Origin of the sequence: Pseudomonas sp. HOU2 (assembly GCF_040729435.1) — a bacterium.
GTDB lineage: Bacteria > Pseudomonadota > Gammaproteobacteria > Pseudomonadales > Pseudomonadaceae > Aquipseudomonas.
This window is the reverse complement of sequence record NZ_CP160398.1, coordinates 3,940,387-3,957,957: the sequence shown is the minus strand read 5'-3', so window position 1 is coordinate 3,957,957 and position 17,571 is coordinate 3,940,387. Positions and strand designations below refer to the sequence as shown.

14 protein-coding genes and 2 tRNA genes are annotated in these 17,571 nt (G+C 60.5%); 4 read left to right on the top strand and 12 right to left on the bottom strand.

Annotation, left to right across the window (positions count from 1 at the left end):
* Positions 1–17 precede the first annotated feature (17 nt).
* From ABV589_RS17865 to rnr, 5 genes are all read right to left on the bottom strand, one after another.
* Complete coding sequence (locus ABV589_RS17865; protein ID WP_367082813.1) at positions 18–911, bottom strand: hypothetical protein; 894 nt, start codon at positions 909–911, stop codon at positions 18–20.
* A gap of 36 nt (positions 912–947) precedes the next feature.
* Positions 948–1,178 (bottom strand): 30S ribosomal protein S18, encoded by a 231-nt coding sequence (gene rpsR / locus ABV589_RS17860; RefSeq protein ID WP_002551829.1) that lies wholly within the window; start codon positions 1,176–1,178, stop codon positions 948–950.
* A gap of 28 nt (positions 1,179–1,206) precedes the next feature.
* Positions 1,207–1,629 (bottom strand): 30S ribosomal protein S6, encoded by a 423-nt coding sequence (gene rpsF, locus ABV589_RS17855; protein ID WP_003221133.1) that lies wholly within the window; start codon positions 1,627–1,629, stop codon positions 1,207–1,209.
* Between the two features lie 297 nt (positions 1,630–1,926).
* Positions 1,927–2,691 (bottom strand): 23S rRNA (guanosine(2251)-2'-O)-methyltransferase RlmB, encoded by a 765-nt coding sequence (gene rlmB / locus ABV589_RS17850; RefSeq protein WP_003221131.1) that lies wholly within the window; start codon positions 2,689–2,691, stop codon positions 1,927–1,929.
* A complete protein-coding gene (gene rnr / locus ABV589_RS17845) occupies positions 2,688–5,318 on the bottom strand; it encodes a ribonuclease R (protein WP_027611420.1) in 2,631 nt (876 codons plus the stop codon). The genes rlmB and rnr overlap by 4 nt, the downstream gene beginning before the upstream one ends.
* A 225-nt stretch (positions 5,319–5,543) precedes the next feature.
* Here rnr and ABV589_RS17840 point away from each other — a divergent pair.
* From ABV589_RS17840 to ABV589_RS17825, 4 genes are all read left to right on the top strand, one after another.
* Positions 5,544–5,630 (top strand) — tRNA-Leu (locus tag ABV589_RS17840).
* 180 nt (positions 5,631–5,810) lie between these two features.
* Positions 5,811–5,897, top strand: a tRNA-Leu gene (locus tag ABV589_RS17835).
* A gap of 327 nt (positions 5,898–6,224) precedes the next feature.
* Positions 6,225–7,235, top strand: coding sequence for an extracellular solute-binding protein (locus tag ABV589_RS17830; RefSeq protein ID WP_367082810.1), 1,011 nt, complete (start codon positions 6,225–6,227; stop codon positions 7,233–7,235).
* Positions 7,235–8,800 carry an iron ABC transporter permease gene (locus ABV589_RS17825; protein WP_367082808.1) on the top strand — a complete coding sequence of 522 codons (1,566 nt, stop codon included), beginning with the start codon at positions 7,235–7,237 and terminating at the stop codon, positions 8,798–8,800. The genes ABV589_RS17830 and ABV589_RS17825 overlap by 1 nt, the downstream gene beginning before the upstream one ends.
* A 79-nt stretch (positions 8,801–8,879) precedes the next feature.
* Here the strand turns inward: ABV589_RS17825 and ABV589_RS17820 are convergent, their stop codons facing one another.
* The 7 genes from ABV589_RS17820 to hfq all read right to left on the bottom strand — a co-directional run bounded on the left by ABV589_RS17820 (position 8,880) and on the right by hfq (position 17,514).
* Complete coding sequence (locus tag ABV589_RS17820) at positions 8,880–10,814, bottom strand: methyl-accepting chemotaxis protein (protein ID WP_007967441.1); 1,935 nt, start codon at positions 10,812–10,814, stop codon at positions 8,880–8,882.
* Positions 10,815–10,950: 136 nt separating this feature from the next.
* Positions 10,951–12,243, bottom strand: coding sequence for an adenylosuccinate synthase (locus ABV589_RS17815; RefSeq protein WP_367082805.1), 1,293 nt, complete (start codon positions 12,241–12,243; stop codon positions 10,951–10,953).
* A 54-nt stretch (positions 12,244–12,297) separates the two neighbouring features.
* The gene (locus ABV589_RS17810; RefSeq protein WP_103522565.1) at positions 12,298–13,485 is read right to left on the bottom strand and encodes an ATP phosphoribosyltransferase regulatory subunit; all 1,188 of its coding nucleotides are present in this window, start codon (positions 13,483–13,485) and stop codon (positions 12,298–12,300) included.
* A gap of 313 nt (positions 13,486–13,798) precedes the next feature.
* Positions 13,799–14,668, bottom strand: coding sequence for a protease modulator HflC (gene hflC, locus ABV589_RS17805; RefSeq protein ID WP_007967437.1), 870 nt, complete (start codon positions 14,666–14,668; stop codon positions 13,799–13,801).
* Positions 14,668–15,843: an FtsH protease activity modulator HflK gene (gene hflK / locus ABV589_RS17800; RefSeq protein WP_108592146.1), complete on the bottom strand. Its 1,176-nt coding sequence runs from the start codon at positions 15,841–15,843 to the stop codon at positions 14,668–14,670. Before hflK ends, hflC begins: the two co-directional genes overlap by 1 nt.
* A 96-nt stretch (positions 15,844–15,939) precedes the next feature.
* Positions 15,940–17,241, bottom strand: a complete 1,302-nt coding sequence (gene hflX, locus ABV589_RS17795) for a ribosome rescue GTPase HflX (protein WP_003221114.1) — start codon at positions 17,239–17,241, stop codon at positions 15,940–15,942.
* A gap of 12 nt (positions 17,242–17,253) precedes the next feature.
* Positions 17,254–17,514 (bottom strand): RNA chaperone Hfq, encoded by a 261-nt coding sequence (gene hfq / locus ABV589_RS17790; RefSeq protein WP_003221112.1) that lies wholly within the window; start codon positions 17,512–17,514, stop codon positions 17,254–17,256.
* Positions 17,515–17,571: the final 57 nt, after the last annotated feature.

Genomic DNA, 17,571 nt, shown 5'->3' with positions numbered 1-17,571 from the left:
GGAAATCCTCTTAACTTTTAACCTTCACCGTTCGCGTTATCGGTGCCTTTCGACACGTGACGACCGCGAAAATCAATCAGGCTGTCGACAATGGCCAGAACCACGAGCAACGGATAGAGCAGCTGCATGAACAGCAGCAGTGTCACGTACAACCCCACCAGCCAGAAACCGGCCAGTCGCTTCTGCCCGACCAGCCCGTGAATCAGGGCGAGTCCGGCGAACACCAGCGGTACACTGCACAACGGCGTCAACATGGCCATCTGTGCACCGAGATTCGGGCCCAGAAGCATCAACGCCAGCAGCAACATCGCCGGTCCCAGCGGGATCCGGATGGCGCGAAACTCGCGACCAAAACCACCCGGGTTGTACAACAACGCCTGCCAATGCCGCCCGACAATCAGGCTCAGCACGCTGACGATCTGCAACAAAGCCGCAATCAGTCCGGTCAGGACTGGTGCAATCAGGGACGCGAAACGCGCTTGCTCATCGACCGACAATTGCTTGTAGGTTTCACCAAGAAGCGCCGGCATGACCTTTATCAAGGCCTGCGCGAGCATCTCGATCTGGGCCGCAAACGCTGCCCCGAGCACCACTGAAAACACCACTCCCATCACTACGCTGACCAGCAGCGTGCGAACCCAGGACTCGCTTGCGCGCAACACCAACGCAAGCCCCGAAGACCCCAGCAGCACCAGAAGCGCCCGTGGATCATCGGCATACAGCCACCAGATCAATGCCGGCAGCAGTCCCAGCGACAGAACGCCCAGGGCGTCCGTCAGTCCGCGCCGCAGAAGCACCAGGCTCCCGGCGGCAGCACCCAACCAATACAACAACGGCAATGTTGCACACCCGGCCACTACGAGAGTGGCCTGCATGCGGCCGCGCATGATGAACTCAGCTAAGGCGCGCATGCATTCAATCCTTTGCTACTTGTCGACTGCCCGGTCTCAGCGGCCGTGGCTGTCGGTGTAGGCCAGCAGGGCCAGGAAGCGGGCGCGCTTGATAGCGGTGGCCAGCTGACGCTGATAACGAGCTTTGGTACCGGTGATGCGGCTTGGAACGATTTTGCCGGTCTCGGATACGTAGGCTTTCAGAGTGTTGAGATCTTTGTAATCGATCTCTTTCACGTCTTCAGCGGTGAAGCGGCAGAATTTACGACGACGGAAGAAACGTGCCATTTGATAGGCTCCTTAAAAGGTCCGTGGATTACTCGTCAGCGTTATCGCTGTTGTCGCTGTCATCACCCTCAACGCCATCAGCGTCGGAGTGCTCAGGACGGTCGCGACGCTCACGGCGCTCACTGCGGTTTTCTTCAGCCTTGAGCATCTCGGACTGGCCGGTAACGGCTTCGTCGCGACGGATGACCAGGTTACGGATCACTGCATCGTTGTAGCGGAAGTTGTCTTCCAGCTCGGCCAGGGCCTTGCCAGTGCACTCAACGTTCAGCATCACGTAGTGAGCCTTGTGAACATTGTTGATTGCGTAGGCCAGTTGACGACGGCCCCAGTCTTCCAGACGGTGGATTTTGCCGCCGTCTTCTTCGATCAGCTTGGTGTAACGCTCAACCATGCCGCCGACTTGCTCGCTCTGGTCAGGGTGGACCAGAAAGATGATTTCGTAATGACGCATGAATGCTCCTTACGGGTTGTAGCCTGCCGCTCAAAAACGGTCAGACAAGGAGTGAATGACACTTATGGACTTGCTGGCGCGGGGCACATGCGTGCCTGCCGTCACAGCAAGGGGCGCAATTGTAGAGAAGGGACTGCGCAGGCGCAAGGCAATTGGTGATTATTTGAACAATCACCGGGAGACACCTGTAGGAGCTGCCGAAGGCTGCGATCTTTTGACTTTGATTTTTTAAAAAACAAGATCAAAAGATCGCAGCCTCGTTTTACTCGACAGCTCCTACAAGCCACACAGCGAGGTTTACTTCTTGGCGGCTGCCTTGGCCTTGGCACCGCGCTGGCGCTGCGCTTCGAACAGGCACACACCGGTGGCCACGGACACGTTGAGGCTGCTGACGCTACCGGCCATCGGCAGGTTCACCAGGTAGTCGCAGTGCTCGCGGGTCAGGCGACGCATGCCTTTGCCTTCAGCGCCCATGATCAGGATGGTCGGGCCGGTCAGGTCCTGGTCATAAATGCTGACCTCGGCCTCACCCGCCGTGCCGACCACCCACAGACCGCGCTGCTGAAGCTTTTCCAGAGTGCGCGCCAGGTTGGTCACCGCCACCAGCGGAATCACTTCCGCCGCGCCGCAAGCCACTTTACGCACCACCGGCGTCAGGGTGGCCGACTTGTCCTTGGGCACGATCACCGCCAGCGCGCCGGCAGCATCCGCCGAACGCAGGCAGGCGCCGAGGTTGTGCGGGTCGGTCACGCCGTCGAGCACCAGCAACAGCGGCGCGCCTTCGGTGCGGTCGAGCAGCTCGTCGAGCATCGCCTCGCCCCAGACCTGGCTCGGACTGACGTCCGCCACCACGCCCTGGTGCACGCCTTCAACCCAGGCATCCATTTCGCGGCGCTCGGCCTGACCGATCTGCACACGATTTTCGTTGGCCAGTTCGATCAGGGTCTGCACGCGCGGATCGTTGCGGCTTTCAGCCAGCCAGATCTGCTTGACGCGTTTCGGGTGGTGACGCAACAACGCTTCTACCGCGTGAACGCCGTAGATTTTTTCCAACTGACTCATGACTTCGCCTTCGGTTTACGCGACCCGCCACTCTTGGCTGGAGCCGAACCCGCTTTTGGCGGGCCTTTACGGTGTTTGCTGGGTTTGGCTGGCTTGCCGCCGACGGCCTTCTCAGGCGCCGACCGTCCGGTCTTTCCCCCAGACGCCGCTTTACCACCGCTTTTGGCTTCGGCCAACAAGGCCTTCTTCAATTCACGGCTTTTGCGCAGCTCGGCGTTTTTCGCCACGGCATCGCTCGGGCGATAGGCCTCGACAGCTTTCTCTTTGGCCGGACGACGGCTGGCGGTTTTCGCCGGAGCCTTGTCTTCCACAGCCTTGCTCGCAGGTGCTGCGGTATCGGCGCCACGTTTCTTGCGACCGATCGGCGCGCTGATGGTTTTTTCAGCCATCTCGAAGTCGATCTTGCGCTCGTCGAGGTCGACGCGCATCACGCGCACTTCAACGGTATCGCCGAGACGGAAGCTGCGACCGGTGCGCTCGCCCGCCAGGCGGTGATGCACAGGGTCGAAGTGGTAGTAGTCGCCCGGCAGCGCGGTGACGTGCACCAGGCCTTCGACGTAGATATCGGTCAGCTCGACGAACAGGCCAAAACCGGTCACGGCGGTGATCACACCCGGGAACGACTCGCCGACGCGATCCTTCATGAACTCGCACTTGAGCCAGTTCACTACGTCGCGGGTGGCTTCGTCGGCACGGCGCTCACTCATCGAGCACTGCTCGCCGAGCTGCTCCAGCGCCGCTTCGTCGTACGGATAGATGCGCGCTTTCGGAATGGTCATCGCCCCGGCACGACGAACGTGCGGAGTGTCCTGTTTCGAATGGATCACGCTGCGGATGGCGCGGTGCGTGAGCAGGTCCGGGTAACGACGGATCGGCGACGTGAAGTGGGTATAGGCTTCGTAATTCAGGCCGAAGTGGCCTTCGTTCTGGGCGCTGTACACCGCCTGGCTCAGGGAGCGCAGCATCACGGTCTGGATCAGATGGAAATCCGGACGGTCCTTGATGCTTGCCAGCAGAGCCTGATAGTCCTTCGGCGACGGGCCGTCCTTGCCTTTGTGCAGGGACAGGCCGAGTTCGCCGAGGAACGCGCGCAGCTTTTCCAGACGCTCCGGTGGCGGGCCGTCGTGGACGCGGTACAGCGCAGGGATTTCGTGCTTCTTGAGGAATTCGGCAGTGGCCACGTTGGCGGCCAGCATGCATTCCTCGATCAGCTTGTGCGCATCGTTGCGGGTGGTCGGACGGATTTCGGCAATCTTGCGCTCGGAACCGAAGATGATCCGGGTTTCCTGAGTTTCGAAATCGATCGCGCCACGCACGTGACGGGCCGCCAGCAACACCTTGTACAGCGCATACAGCTGCTTGAGGTGCGGCACCACGTCGGTGTATTCGCCGCGAAGCTTGCGTGCTTCGGTGGCTTTCGGGGTTTCCAGCATCGCGCTGACCTTGTTGTAGGTCAGACGGGCGTGGGAATGGATCACCGCTTCATAGAAGCAGTAGTCGGTCATTTCGCCAGACTTGGAGATGGTCATCTCGCAAACCATGGCCAGACGATCGACGTGCGGGTTCAGTGAGCACAGGCCGTTGGACAGCTGCTCAGGCAGCATCGGCACCACGCGCTCGGGGAAGTACACCGAGTTGCCGCGCACCTGGGCTTCATTGTCCAGGGCCGAACCGATCTTCACGTAGCTGGAAACGTCGGCGATCGCCACGTACAACTTCCAGCCGCCGGAGAACAGGCGCAGCTTGCCGGGCTTGGCTTCGCAGTAGACCGCGTCGTCGAAGTCGCGGGCATCTTCGCCGTCGATGGTGACGAACGGCAGATGGCGCAGGTCGACACGCTTCTCTTTGTCTTTCTCTTCGACTTCCGGCTTGAGCTTGGCGGCTTCTTTCAGAACAGCTTCAGGCCAGACGTGCGGAATGTCGTAGGTGCGCAGCGCGACATCGATTTCCATGCCCGGCGCCATGTAGTTGCCGACCACTTCGACCACATCGCCTTGCGGCTGGAAGCGCGGCGTCGGCCAGTGGGTGATTTTCACCTCGACAAACTGACCGATCTGCGCGTTGGCGTTGCGGCCTGGCGTAACCAGCACTTCCTGCTGGATCTTCGGGTTGTCGGCAACGACGAAACCGATACCGCCCTCTTCGAAGTAGCGACCGACGATGGTTTCGTGGGCACGGGACACCACTTCGACGATCACGCCTTCACGGCGGCCACGACGGTCGAGACCGGAAACACGGGCCAGCGCACGGTCGCCATCGAACACCAGACGCATCTGCGCCGGGCTCATGAACAGGTCATCGCTACCGTCGTCCGGCACCAGGAAGCCGAAACCGTCGCGGTGACCGCTGATGCGGCCGAGGATCAGGTCGAGCTTGTCCACCGGCGCATAGGTGCCACGGCGGGTGTAGATCAATTGAGCGTCGCGCTCCATGGCGCGCAGGCGGCGGCGCAGGGCTTCGATCTGGTCTTCTGTGGTCAGACCAAACTCTTCGACCAGTTGCTCGCGGGCAGCAGGCGAACCCCGATCGGCGAGATGCGCCAGGATCAGTTCGCGGCTGGGAATAGGGTTTTCATATTTTTCCGCTTCACGAGCGGCCTCGGGATCGAGGGACTGCCAATCGGCCATTAGAGAGTTTTCACCTTGTCTATATGCGGGTTAGTTTGGCATAGGCGCCATCAAACGGGAAATTTCCGACTCTATAAGGCCCTTCTGGAGCCTTGTATCGACGCCTGAAAGCTTTTTTGAACACCGCTGGTAAAAAAATTCATTTTTTTTGCTGACAGGGGTTTACAGTTAAAAAGGCGCTCCGTATAGTGCGCGCCATCGACGACGTACACACGTTGACGAGATGCCCAGGTGGTGAAATTGGTAGACACGCCAGCTTCAGGTGCTGGTGACCTTACGGTCGTGGAAGTTCGAGTCTTCTCCTGGGCACCAATTTCGAGTTTGAGACTAGATCAGTTTCAAGACTCACACAAAACCCGCGAAAGCGGGTTTTTTGCATTCTAGGAAACGGGTTTGTTAAAACTGATTAATTAAAATTAAATCAGGGGTTTACAGATCAAAAAGCGCTCCGTATAGTGCGCCACATCAACAGCGGCAACGCTCGCGATGAATGCCCAGATGGTGAAATTGGTAGACACGCCAGCTTCAGGTGCTGGTGACCTTACGGTCGTGGAAGTTCGAGTCTTCTTCTGGGCACCAATTCAAACTCAAGGTTACGACGTTGAGTTTCCCGAAAACCCGCGAAAGCGGGTTTTTGCGTTTCTGGCCTTTAAAAACCTGCAAGCCTCTGTGGCGAGGGAGCTTGCTCCCGCTGGGATGCGCAGCATTCCTCGCTTTGACTTCAGTCATGCCCCTCTCAGGATTAACGACTGCTACGCAGCCGAGCGGGAGCAAGCTCCCTCGCCACAAATGATCACCAGATCATGCTCTAGCAAACCTCCGCCCTCCCCGCAAGGCGCACTTGAGAAACAATATCGTTTATCATTGTTGCAAGTTTTTGCAATGCGACAGTGAGGAACCCTGCGAATGATGTTTCGAAATACCCTGCGCCGCGGCTTGACCTTCACCCTGCTCGGCCTGGCACTCGCCACTCCCCTCACCCAGGCAGCCGAGGCGGTTTCCCTGACGCTCTACAACGGTCAACACAAGGAAGTCGGCGACGCTATCGCCAAGGCTTTCGAGGCCAAGACCGGCATTCACGTCAACGTACGCAAGGGCAGCAGCAACCAGCTCGCCAGCCAGGTCATCGAAGAAGGCGACCGCTCCCCCGCCGACGTGATCTACACCGAAGAATCTCCGCCGCTGAACAACCTCGGCGAGCAAGGCCTGCTGGCCAAGACCGACGACGCCACGCTGGCCGTGCTGCCCAAGCAATACGTCGCCGGCAACGGCACCTGGATCGGTGTCACCGCGCGGGTTCGCGTGGTTGCCTACAACCCGAAACTGGTCGATGAGAAAGACCTGCCGAAGTCGGTGATGGAATTCTCCGATCCAAAGTGGCAAGGCAAAGTCGGTTTCGTCCCGACCAGCGGCGCATTCCAGGAACAGGCCGTGGCGATCATCAAAATGCACGGTCGCGACGCCGCCGAAGAATGGCTGACCGGCCTGCGCGCTTTCGGCAAGACCTACAGCAACAACATGGTCGCCCTCAAAGCCGTGGAAAACGGCGAAGTCGCCACCGTGCTGGTGAACAACTACTACTGGTTCGCCCTGCAGCGCGAGAAAGGCAAGCTCGACTCGAAACTGCATTACTTTACCGGCGGCGACGTCGGCGGACTGATCACCGTGTCCAGTGCTGCCGTCCTCAAATCCAGTAAACATCCAAAAGAAGCCCAACAATTCCTTGCCTACATGGCCAGCGAAGAAGGTCAGCGCGTGATCACTCAGACCACCGCCGAGTATCCACTGCACAAAGGCATGGAATCGGATCGCGGGCTCAAGCCGTTCAGCGAACTGCAAGCGCCGAACGTGACCCCGGCCGATCTGGGCAACGCCGAAGAAGCGCTGGAGCTGGAACGTGAAGTTGGCCTGAACTGATGGCCGCATCGTTATCCGCCCCCGCCGCGCGCGGGGGTTACGTACCACGACGCAAGCGCCCGTCGATCTGGCTGGTGCTGCCGGTGTTATTGCTGGTGGTCATGAGCCTGTTGCCACTGGCCTATGTCGGCCTGAAAGCCTGGCAGGCCGGCTGGGCGGAGGCGCTGCACTTGCTGTGGCGCCCGTATGTCTTCGGTCTGCTGCGCAACACATTGGCGCTGATGGTTGGTGTAACGCTGACCTGCGGCGTAATCGGCCTGTCGCTGGCGTGGCTGCTGGAGCGCAGCAATCTGCCGGGACGACGCCTGTGGGGCGTTATTCTGTGCCTGCCGTTTGCGGTGCCGGCGTTTGTTAGCAGCTTCACCTGGGTGTCGTTGAGCGCGCAGTTCGAAGGCCTCGGCGGGGCGATTCTGGTGATGAGCCTGTCGAAGTATCCGCTGATCTTTCTGCCGGTCGCGGCGACCCTGCGCAACCTCGATCCGTCCCTTGAAGAGTCGGCTCGCACCTTGGGACAGAATCGCTGGGGGGTGTTTTTCCGCGTCACCCTGCCGCTGCTCTGGCCGTCGCTGCTGGCTGGCTCGCTGCTGATTGCCCTGCACATGCTGGTCGAGTTCGGCGCACTGTCGATCATCGGCCTGCAAACCTTCACCACCGCGATCTATCAGCAATTCGAACTGGAATTCAGCAACGCCAACGCGGCGATGCTCTCGGCGGTGCTGCTCGCGCTGTGTCTGATGCTGTTGTGGCTGGAGCTGCGGGTGCGCGGCAAGGGTCGGCATGTGCGCACTGGCCAGGGCGCGGCACGTCAGGCCGAGCAAGTACGGTTGGGGCCGTGGGCGGTTGTCGGGCAGCTGTATTGCCTGTTGCTGGCGATTATCGGCAGCGGGATTCCGCTGGGCATGCTCGCGTACTGGCTGGCGGTCGGCTCTTCGGCAGCCTTCCCGGTCGCGGCGATCACCGAAGCCCTGCTGTCGTCGCTGGCCTTGTCGCTGGGTGGCGCGGCGCTGTGCCTGCTGCTGGCGGTGCCGGTCGGGCTGCTGGTGGTGCGTTACAAAGGTCAACTGGCGATCTGGGCCGAACGCTTGCCGTATCTGCTCCACGCCTTGCCGGGCCTGGTGATCGCGCTGACGCTGGTGTATTTCGCCCTGCACTACGTGCCGGCGCTGTACCAGACCTCGGCGTTGCTGCTGATCGCTTATGCGCTGCTGTTTCTGCCGTTGGCGCAGGCACCGATTCGCACGGCGCTGAACAAGGCGGCGCCGCAACTGGAAGAAGCGGCCCGCACGCTGGGGGCTTCGTCGTTCACAGCGTTTTGCCGGGTGACCCTGCCGATCATCTTCCCGGCACTGGGCGCGGCGTTTGCGCTGGTGTTTCTGGATGCGATGAAGGAACTGACGGCGACGCTGTTGCTGAGTCCGACCGGGCTGAACACGCTGGCGACGGAAGTGTGGGCGCATACCGCGAATGTCGAGTTTGCGGCGGCAGCGCCTTATGCGGCGCTGTTGATTGTGGTCTCCGGGCTGCCGGTGTATCTGCTGACGACGCGGATGTACCTGAGCCGCTAAAAGATCGCAGCCTGCGGCAGCTTCTACAGGGAAATGCAAATCCCTATGTAGGAGCTGCCGCAGGCTGCGATCTTTTGATTTAAGCCCTGAACTGCCCCAGACTCGCCTTCAACTGCGCCGCCAGCCCATCCAGCACCTTGCCACTGGCCGTGGTCTCCACCACCGCTTGCGCCGCTTTCTCGGCCTGGGCATGAATCGTCTCGACCCGCCCACGCACCGCTTGCGCGCCCTGCGCCTGATGCGCCGCCGCCTGCGTTGCCAGACCGATCGCCGCGTGCACCTGCTCGACCGAAGCCTGCACCGACTGCTGCAACCGCGCGCTGTCGCGTAACACCAGCAGACCTTCGCTGGCCTGACGCCCAGCTTGGCCGATCGCTTCTACCGCCTCACGTGCGCCTTGCTGCAACGCGACGATGTGCGCCTGAATGTCACCGGTCGAGCTTTGCGTCTTGCTTGCCAGCGCACGAACCTCATCAGCGACCACCGCAAATCCGCGCCCGGTTTCACCAGCCCGAGCCGCTTCGATCGCCGCGTTCAGGGCCAGCAGGTTGGTCTGCTCGGCGATGCCGTGAATCACCGTCAGCACCACTTCAATCTGTTCGCTCTGCTGCGCCAGTCGCTCGATGACTTTCGCCCCGGTGTCGACCTGCCCGGCCAGCGCCTCGATCAGGCTGCCGACCTTGGCCGAGGTGCGGGTGTTTTCGTCGGTAGCCTGGCGAATATCCACCACCTGCTTCAACGCCGCCTGCATGGCATGGCTTTCCGACTGTGCCTCATCAGCCATTTGCGACAACGCACGCAAACTTTCCGCAACCTCGTCGCGTTGCATCCCGGCCGCCGCATCGGCACCGGCATTGCGCAGGGTCATGGCGCCGATTTCCACGCCGGTACGCTGGGCCACGTCGCCCGCCTCGCGCACGATCGGCTGCAACTTATCCACAAAGCGATTGACCGCCGAGGCCATGTCGCCGATTTCGTCCTTACTGTTGATCTGCACGCGCTTGGTCAGATCGCCCTCACCTGCCGCCAGATCGTCCATCGCCGCGTTGAGCATCTTCAGGCGATTGACCACCCGGTGCCCGAGCACCACGGCCAGCAACAACAGCACGCCGCAGCCGACCAGCGCCAGGCCCATGCCGATGCGCCAGCGCAAGGTTGCGGCGGCGTCCTGCACGGTGCTGGTGGTGTTGGCTTTCATTTCGGCAGCGGTGGATTGCGCCGACTGCAGGCGCGCACGCATCGCGCTGGCGCTGTCAGCAGCAGCACCCTTGAGGCTGTCGCCGACCAGTTGATCACTGCTGGCGATCAGCGCCGAGAAGCGCTGGTCGAGCGCGGCCAGATCGGTGTCCACCGAAGCGGTCGAGACGCCCATCAACACCTTGCCGATTTCCACGCCGTTGGGATTGATCGAGGCTTCGAGGTAGTAAACCGACGGATCGTTTTTCGCCGCGTCCAGCACCTTGTCCAGCGCGCGCTCGCCCTGGCCTTTTTCCAGCAAGGCCTTGTTGATCGGATTTTCGCGGTTGAGGTAACGCGTCAGGTGTTGACCGGTGGCATCGTCGTAAACCACGAACAACACGTTGGGATTGCGCTGGGCGCGGCGGGCGAACTCCGACAGGGTCGGTACGTCGCTGTCCCACATGGCGCGCGGCGCCACCGAAGCGAGCAACTGGGCCATGTCATTGGCCGAGTCCTTGAGGTCCTTTTCCAGTGTCGTACGCAATTGCGCCTGCTCTTCCTTCAGGCGGGAAGACAGGCCGGCGGTCAGACGCTGCCGGGTACTTGAGGAAAGGTTATCGAGGCTTGAGGTGACTTCACGCCCGGCCTGCTCCAGCTCGCCGGAGAGCTTTTGGCTGTCAGCGCCCAGACGAGTGCCGAGATCGGCTTCCAGCGCCGTGACCGTGCTTCGTGTCAGGGCGACTGCCACCAGCACTTGCACCAAAAGGGCGATACCAAGGGTAACGAACACGGGCCGCAACAAACGGCTTTGTAACAGTGAGAGAACGGCCGACACTGTGAATCCCTCTACTTCTGACGCCATTAATTTGATGGCACTCTTGTAGGAAGATTTACAGCAAAGGTCATGCCGTCCAACAGGCATAAACGACAAAGGCCCCGATTAAGGGGCCTTTGTTTTTTACATCAACGACTTATCCAGCGAACGGATGGCGCAGAACGATGGTTTCGTTGCGATCCGGGCCCGTCGAAATAATGTCGATCGGCGCGCCGATCAACTCTTCAACGCGTTTGATGTAGGCACGAGCGTTAGCTGGCAGCTCTTCCAGGGTTTTGGCACCCACGGTCGATTCGGTCCAGCCCGGCACTTCTTCGTACACAGGCTGCAGGCCCACGTAGCTGTCAGCGTCGGTCGGCGCCACGGCATTGCCTTGCGCGTCCTTGTAGCCGGTGCAGATGTTGATGGTTTCCAGGCCATCGAGGACGTCCAGCTTGGTCAGGCAGATGCCCGAGATGCTGTTCACATCGATCGCGCGACGCAGGATAACGGCGTCGAACCAGCCGCAACGACGGGCACGGCCGGTGGTAGCGCCGAACTCGTGACCTTGCTTGGCCAGGTGCGCACCCACGTCGTCGAACAACTCAGTCGGGAATGGACCCGAACCGACGCGAGTGGTGTAAGCCTTGGTGATGCCCAGGATGTAGTCGAGGAACATCGGACCAACGCCCGAACCGGTCGCCACGCCACCTGCGGTGGTGTTGGAGCTGGTCACGTACGGGTAGGTACCGTGGTCGATGTCGAGCAACGAACCCTGGGCGCCTTCGAACATGATGTCTTTGCCGGCGCGACGCAGGTCGTGCAGCTCGGCAGTCACATCGAGCATAAGCGGCTTGAGCAGCTCGGCGTATTCCTTGCACTCGGCCAAGGTCTTTTCGAACTCGATGGCCGGCTCTTTGTAGTAACCGACCAGCATGAAGTTGTGGTAATCCACCAGTTCACGCAGCTTGTCTTCGAAGCGCGGCATGTTCAGCAGGTCGCCCACGCGCAGACCACGGCGTGCAACCTTGTCTTCATAAGCCGGGCCGATGCCGCGACCGGTAGTACCGATCTTCAGCTCGCCGCGGGCTTTTTCACGAGCCTGGTCCAGCGCCACGTGGAAGGACAGGATCAGCGGGCAGGACGGGCTGATACGCAGGCGCTCGCGCACCGGTACGCCTTTCTCTTCCAGCTTGGTGATCTCACGCAGCAGGGCGTCAGGTGCAACCACCACGCCGTTGCCGATCAGGCACTGCACGCCTTCGCGCAGCACGCCCGACGGGATCAGGTGCAAGACGGTTTTCTCGCCGTCGATCACCAGGGTGTGGCCAGCGTTGTGGCCACCTTGGTAGCGCACTACGGCGGCAGCATGTTCGGTCAGCAGATCAACGATCTTGCCTTTGCCCTCATCACCCCATTGGGTGCCCAGGACTACGACATTCTTACCCATAACACTTGTCCTCATTCGCGCAAACTTGGTGCCGGCGATGGCCGGCAGGAAAACTCAAGAAGCCAGTGGCGATACTTGCCAAAGCCCGTTCTGCTGAATCAATTGCCGGTCGCAGTCCGCATCACGGGCGGCGGCCAAAGGTTGTCCAGGCAACGCCTGAACGACACGCTGACCCTCACTGCGCAACTGGCAAACCTGCTGCCAGAGTGCCGCATCCGTACTGTCAGGCATCCAGATACCGCCAGACGGTAGCTCGATCTCAGCACGCCCCAGGGTCACCAGGGTTTTCAAATCGGTAGAGAAGCCGGTCGCCGGACGGGCGCGACCGAAGTCGGCACCGATGTCGTCGTAACGACCGCCCTGAGCGATGGACTGGCCCACGCCCGGGACAAACACCGCGAACACCACACCGGTGTGGTAGTGGTAGCCGCGCAGCTCGCCAAGGTCGAAGTACAGCGGCAGCTCCGGGAAACGCGCCGCCAGACGATCGGCGATCTCCAGCAAATCTTCCAGCGCCGCCAGCACCGGCGCCGGCGCATTGGCCAGACGCTCACGAGCGGCGGTCAGCACTTCACGGCCGCCACACAGGTCGACCAGCGCCCGCAGCATGCCGGACAGATCGGCCGGCAGGCCTTCGGTCAGGGTAATGACCTCGTCGATGGCCTTGCGTTGCAATGCATCGAACAACTGCTGCTCGACTTCACCGGACAGACCGGCGGCACGCGCCAGACCACGGTAGATGCCGACATGGCCAAGGTCCATATGCACATCCGGCACATCGGCCAGTTGCAGCATGGCCAGCATCAGGCTGATGACTTCCACGTCGCTGCTCGGGCTGGCATCGCCGTACAGCTCGGCACCCAACTGGATCGGGCTGCGCGAGGACGACAGTGCACGCGGCTGGGCATGCAGCACGCTGCCGGCGTAGCACAGACGGCTCGGACCTTCGCGACGCAGGGTGTGCGCATCAATGCGCGCCACTTGCGGCGTGATGTCGGCACGGAACCCCATCTGCCGACCCGACTGTGGGTCGATGACCTTGAAGGTACGCAGATCCAGGTCCTGGCCCGCACCGGTCAGCAGGGATTCCAGGTACTCGATATGGGGAGTCACGACAAACTCGTAACCCCAGCTCTGGAACAGATCCAACACCTGACGACGCGCGACTTCAATGCGCGCCGCTTCCGGTGGCAGTACTTCTTCGATGCCATCTGGCAGCAGCCAGCGGTCTACCGTTGCCATTACGCCATTCCCCTTTGATCCGGGCGGCCAGCCTGCGGGCGAGCCTTGAGTGAAGCAGAAAATGACCGATCCGTTCAAAACGCACGCGCATGAACGACGCGGCGAAAGGCCTGTTACCGGCTTCGCCCATCACTTTCCTCGAAAAACGCTCGGGCCATTCAACCCGATGCCTGCAACAAAAAACAGCAATCAAACGTGCAGACGCAAAAAAGCCGGGAATTTCCCGGCTGCCGCATCATACACACGTTTTCCCAAAGGATCACCCCGCCCGAGGTTTTAGCCGCCGGGCGGAGTAATTCAGGTCAACGTCGTATCAAGGCTTGGACTTTTCCAGGTAATGGAAGAAGTCGCTGCTTGGGTCGAGAACCATGACGTCGGATTTGTTCGCGAAGCTTTCACGGTAGGCACGCAGGCTACGGTAAAAACCGTAGAACTCCTGATCCTGACCGTAGGCCTTGGAGTAGATCGCAGCGGCCTGGGCATCACCGTCACCGCGAATCTCTTCGGATTCACGATAGGCTTCAGCCAGCAGCACGCGGCGTTGACGATCGGCGTCGGCACGGATGCCTTCGGCCAGTTCGTTACCCTTGGCGCGGTGCTCGCGAGCCTCACGCTCACGTTCGGTGCTCATACGCTCGAACACGCTGCGGTTCACTTCCTTCGGCAGATCGATGGCCTTGACCCGAACATCGACCACTTCGATACCCAGCTCTTTTTCCGCCATCTTGTTCAGCGACGCGGTGATATCAGCCATCAATGCGTCACGCTCACCCGACACCACTTCGTGCAGGGTGCGCTTGCCGAACTGGTCACGCAGACCGGATTCCAGACGACGGGACAGACGCTCGTCGGCGATTTGCTTGAGGCCAGAAGTCGCGGTGTAGAAGCGCTCGGCATCTTTCACCCGCCACTTGGCGTAGGCATCGACCATCACGGCTTTCTTTTCCAGGGTCAGGAAGCGTTGTGTCGGTGCATCCAGCGTCATCAGACGTGCGTCAAATTTACGCACCTGGTTAACGTAAGGCACTTTCACATGCAGGCCCGGCTGGACATCAGCCTGAACCACCCGACCGAACTGCAGCAGCACCGCACGCTCGGTCTGAGCGACGATGTAGAAGCAGTTCCAGCCCACCAGCACCACGACAACGCCAACGATCAGGGCGATCAGCGATTTATTGCTCATCAGCGGGTCTCCCTTGTACGTGTCTGCGGCAGGTCAGTGACATGCGGCGTGACGTCCGTGTTGTTGCTGGCGGCAGCCGAACCGGTGACCGGTGCATTGCTGCCCGAACTGTTCTGGATCATTTTGTCCAACGGCAGGTAAAGCAGGTTGCTCTGGCCATTCTTGTTACCGGTCACGAGTACCTTGCTGGTGTTGCTGAAGACTTCCTGCATGGTGTCCAGATACAGACGCTGGCGGGTGACTTCAGGGGCCTTGCGATACTCCGCGACCAGTTTGGTAAAGCGATCCGCCTCACCCTTGGCGCGCGAGACCGTCTCGTCGCGGTAACCGTTGGCATCCTCGAGGATGCGCTGGGCCTGACCACGGGCTTCCGGCACCACGCCGTTGGCGTAGGTTTCCGCCTGGTTGCGCGAACGCTGCTCGTCTTCACGGGCGCGGATCACGTCGTCGAAGGCTTCCTGCACTTCACGCGGTGCCGCTGCGCTCTGTACGTTGACCTGGGTGACGGTGATACCGGTGCGATAGGTATCGAGGAAACGTTGCAGACGCTCCTTGATTTCGCTGGCCATCAATTCACGACCTTCGGTCAGCACCTGGTCCATGGCGGTCGAACCCACCACGTGGCGCAGGGCGCTGTCTGTCGCATGCTGCAGGCTGATTTCCGGCTGATCGACGTTCAGCACGAAGTCCTGCAGGTTGCTGATCTTGTACTGCACGGTCAGCGGCACTTCGACGATGTTCTCGTCTTCGGTCAGCATCTGGCCCTGCTTGGTGTAGGCACGCTCACGCGTGACGTTTTCCATGTACTTCTTGTCGATCGGCGGGAAGTAGATGTTCAGGCCGGGGCCGACAGTCTCGTAGTACTTGCCGAAGCGCAGCACCACGGCTTGCTCCTGCTCGTCGACCACATAGACCGCGCTGTACAGCCAGACAGCCGCCAGCACCACGAGGCCGATGCCGAGCAGACCGCCGAAGCCGCCACCACTCCTGCCCGAACCACCGCCGTCATCACCACCGCGTTTCTTACCACCACCGAACAACCCGTTCAGGCTTTCCTGCAGCTTTCGGAAGGCCTCGTCGAGATCCGGTGGCCCCTTGCGGTCGCCGTTATTGCGGCGCTTGCCACCCCAAGGATCCTGATTATTCGAGTTGCCACCCGGCTCATTCCAAGCCATAGCGCTCTCCATCTGATAAAGCAAAGACGCACCCACGGCGCGCCGACCAATGCTACAGAATGCCTGCCGTTACGGCACAACCGCTTTGCCAGGCTTTTATTGCAAAGTGTGTTGCTCGATGAATTCCATCGGCTGCAATCCTTCGCGGCTTACCAGTCGATTCAACTCGACCCGGGGCAAACGAACGGCCAGCAGGCAGATGCCTTCTTCGTCATGCTCTTCTTTCTGTACCGCACCGAGTTCGAAGAACTGCGCACGCAGTCGAGCGAACCGTTGCGGCAAGCGCAATGTGCCCACAAACAAATCACTGCCCAGCAACTCGGCAATGGCTTGTTCGAGCAGTTCCAGACCCGTGCCATCACGCGCCGACAGCCAGACCCGCTGCGGTTTGCCGTCGGCATCGCGCTGGATCTGTGGCTCAACGCCTTCAAGCAAATCGAGTTTGTTGTATACCTCAAGGATCGGCAAGTCCTGGGCTCCGATCTCGCCCAGCACCACCATCACCTGCTCGATCTGCAGCATGCGATCCGGTTCGGCCGCATCGATCACGTGCAACAGCAGGTCGGAATTGCTCGACTCTTCGAGCGTAGACCGAAATGCCTCGACCAGCTTGTGCGGCAAGTGCCGAATGAAACCTACCGTGTCAGCCAGCACGATCGGCCCCAGATCGTCCAGTTCCAGGCGGCGCAGGGTCGGGTCCAGGGTGGCGAACAACTGGTCGGCCGCGTACACCTCGGATTTGGTCACGTTATTGAACAGCGTGGATTTGCCGGCGTTGGTATAGCCCACCAGAGACACGGTAGGGATATCCGCACGGGAACGGCCGCGTCGCGATTGCTCGCGCTGGCTGCGCACTTTTTCCAGACGGCCCTTGATCTGACGCAGACGAACCCGCAGCAGACGCCGGTCGGTTTCGAGCTGGGTTTCACCCGGGCCACGCATGCCGATACCGCCACCCTGACGCTCAAGGTGAGTCCAGCCGCGAACCAGGCGGGTGCTCATGTGATCAAGCTGGGCCAGTTCTACCTGGAGCTTGCCTTCATGGGTACGGGCGCGCTGGGCGAAGATATCGAGAATCAGGCCGGTACGGTCGATCACGCGACACTCGAAAACACGTTCGAGGTTACGTTCCTGACTGGGCGTGAGAATGTGATTGAAAATCACCAGATCGGCCTTTTCGGCATGGACCAGGTCGCGTAATTCCTCGACCTTGCCGCTGCCAATCAGGAATTTGGCGGTTGGCCGATGACGCGGTACGTTAAAAAACGCAACGGTCTCGGCGCCCGCCGAATTAGCCAATTCCTGAAACTCCTGCGGATCTTCGCGCGCCTCAGGGTCCTGACCTTCCAAGTGAACGAGGATGACTCGCTCACCACCACCGTGGCGCTCAAAGAACAAAGGAGACTCCTATCAGGCGTTACCTGGCTCAGCGTCACCTGCATCGGATTCGGTTGCGCTAGGCAGACGAATTGGACGTACTGGCACGACTGTCGAGATAGCGTGTTTGTAAACCATCTGGCTGACGGTGTTTTTCAGCAGGATAACGAACTGGTCGAACGACTCGATCGTGCCTTGCAGTTTGATACCGTTGACCAGGTAGATGGAAACCCCAACTTTCTCTTTACGTAAAGTATTCAAGTAAGGGTCTTGTAGCGAATGCCCTTTTGACATGTGCCGCACTCCTTTAAGGATTCAATAATAAAAATAGGTAATTCAGATGGCTTTGGC

Excerpts from the sequence above, each read along its gene's own strand:
- ABV589_RS17865 (WP_367082813.1), bottom strand. The coding sequence starts at position 911 with ATGCGCGCCTTAGCTGAGTTCATCATGCGCGGCCGCATGCAGGCCACT.
- rpsR (WP_002551829.1), bottom strand. The coding sequence starts at position 1,178 with ATGGCACGTTTCTTCCGTCGTCGTAAATTCTGCCGCTTCACCGCTGAA.
- rpsF (WP_003221133.1), bottom strand. The coding sequence starts at position 1,629 with ATGCGTCATTACGAAATCATCTTTCTGGTCCACCCTGACCAGAGCGAG.
- rlmB (WP_003221131.1), bottom strand. The coding sequence starts at position 2,691 with ATGAGTCAGTTGGAAAAAATCTACGGCGTTCACGCGGTAGAAGCGTTG.
- rnr (WP_027611420.1), bottom strand. The coding sequence starts at position 5,318 with ATGGCCGATTGGCAGTCCCTCGATCCCGAGGCCGCTCGTGAAGCGGAA.
- ABV589_RS17830 (WP_367082810.1), top strand. The coding sequence starts at position 6,225 with ATGATGTTTCGAAATACCCTGCGCCGCGGCTTGACCTTCACCCTGCTC.
- ABV589_RS17825 (WP_367082808.1), top strand. The coding sequence starts at position 7,235 with ATGGCCGCATCGTTATCCGCCCCCGCCGCGCGCGGGGGTTACGTACCA.
- ABV589_RS17815 (WP_367082805.1), bottom strand. The coding sequence starts at position 12,243 with ATGGGTAAGAATGTCGTAGTCCTGGGCACCCAATGGGGTGATGAGGGC.
- ABV589_RS17810 (WP_103522565.1), bottom strand. The coding sequence starts at position 13,485 with ATGGCAACGGTAGACCGCTGGCTGCTGCCAGATGGCATCGAAGAAGTA.
- hflC (WP_007967437.1), bottom strand. The coding sequence starts at position 14,668 with ATGAGCAATAAATCGCTGATCGCCCTGATCGTTGGCGTTGTCGTGGTG.
- hflK (WP_108592146.1), bottom strand. The coding sequence starts at position 15,843 with ATGGCTTGGAATGAGCCGGGTGGCAACTCGAATAATCAGGATCCTTGG.
- hfq (WP_003221112.1), bottom strand. The coding sequence starts at position 17,514 with ATGTCAAAAGGGCATTCGCTACAAGACCCTTACTTGAATACTTTACGT.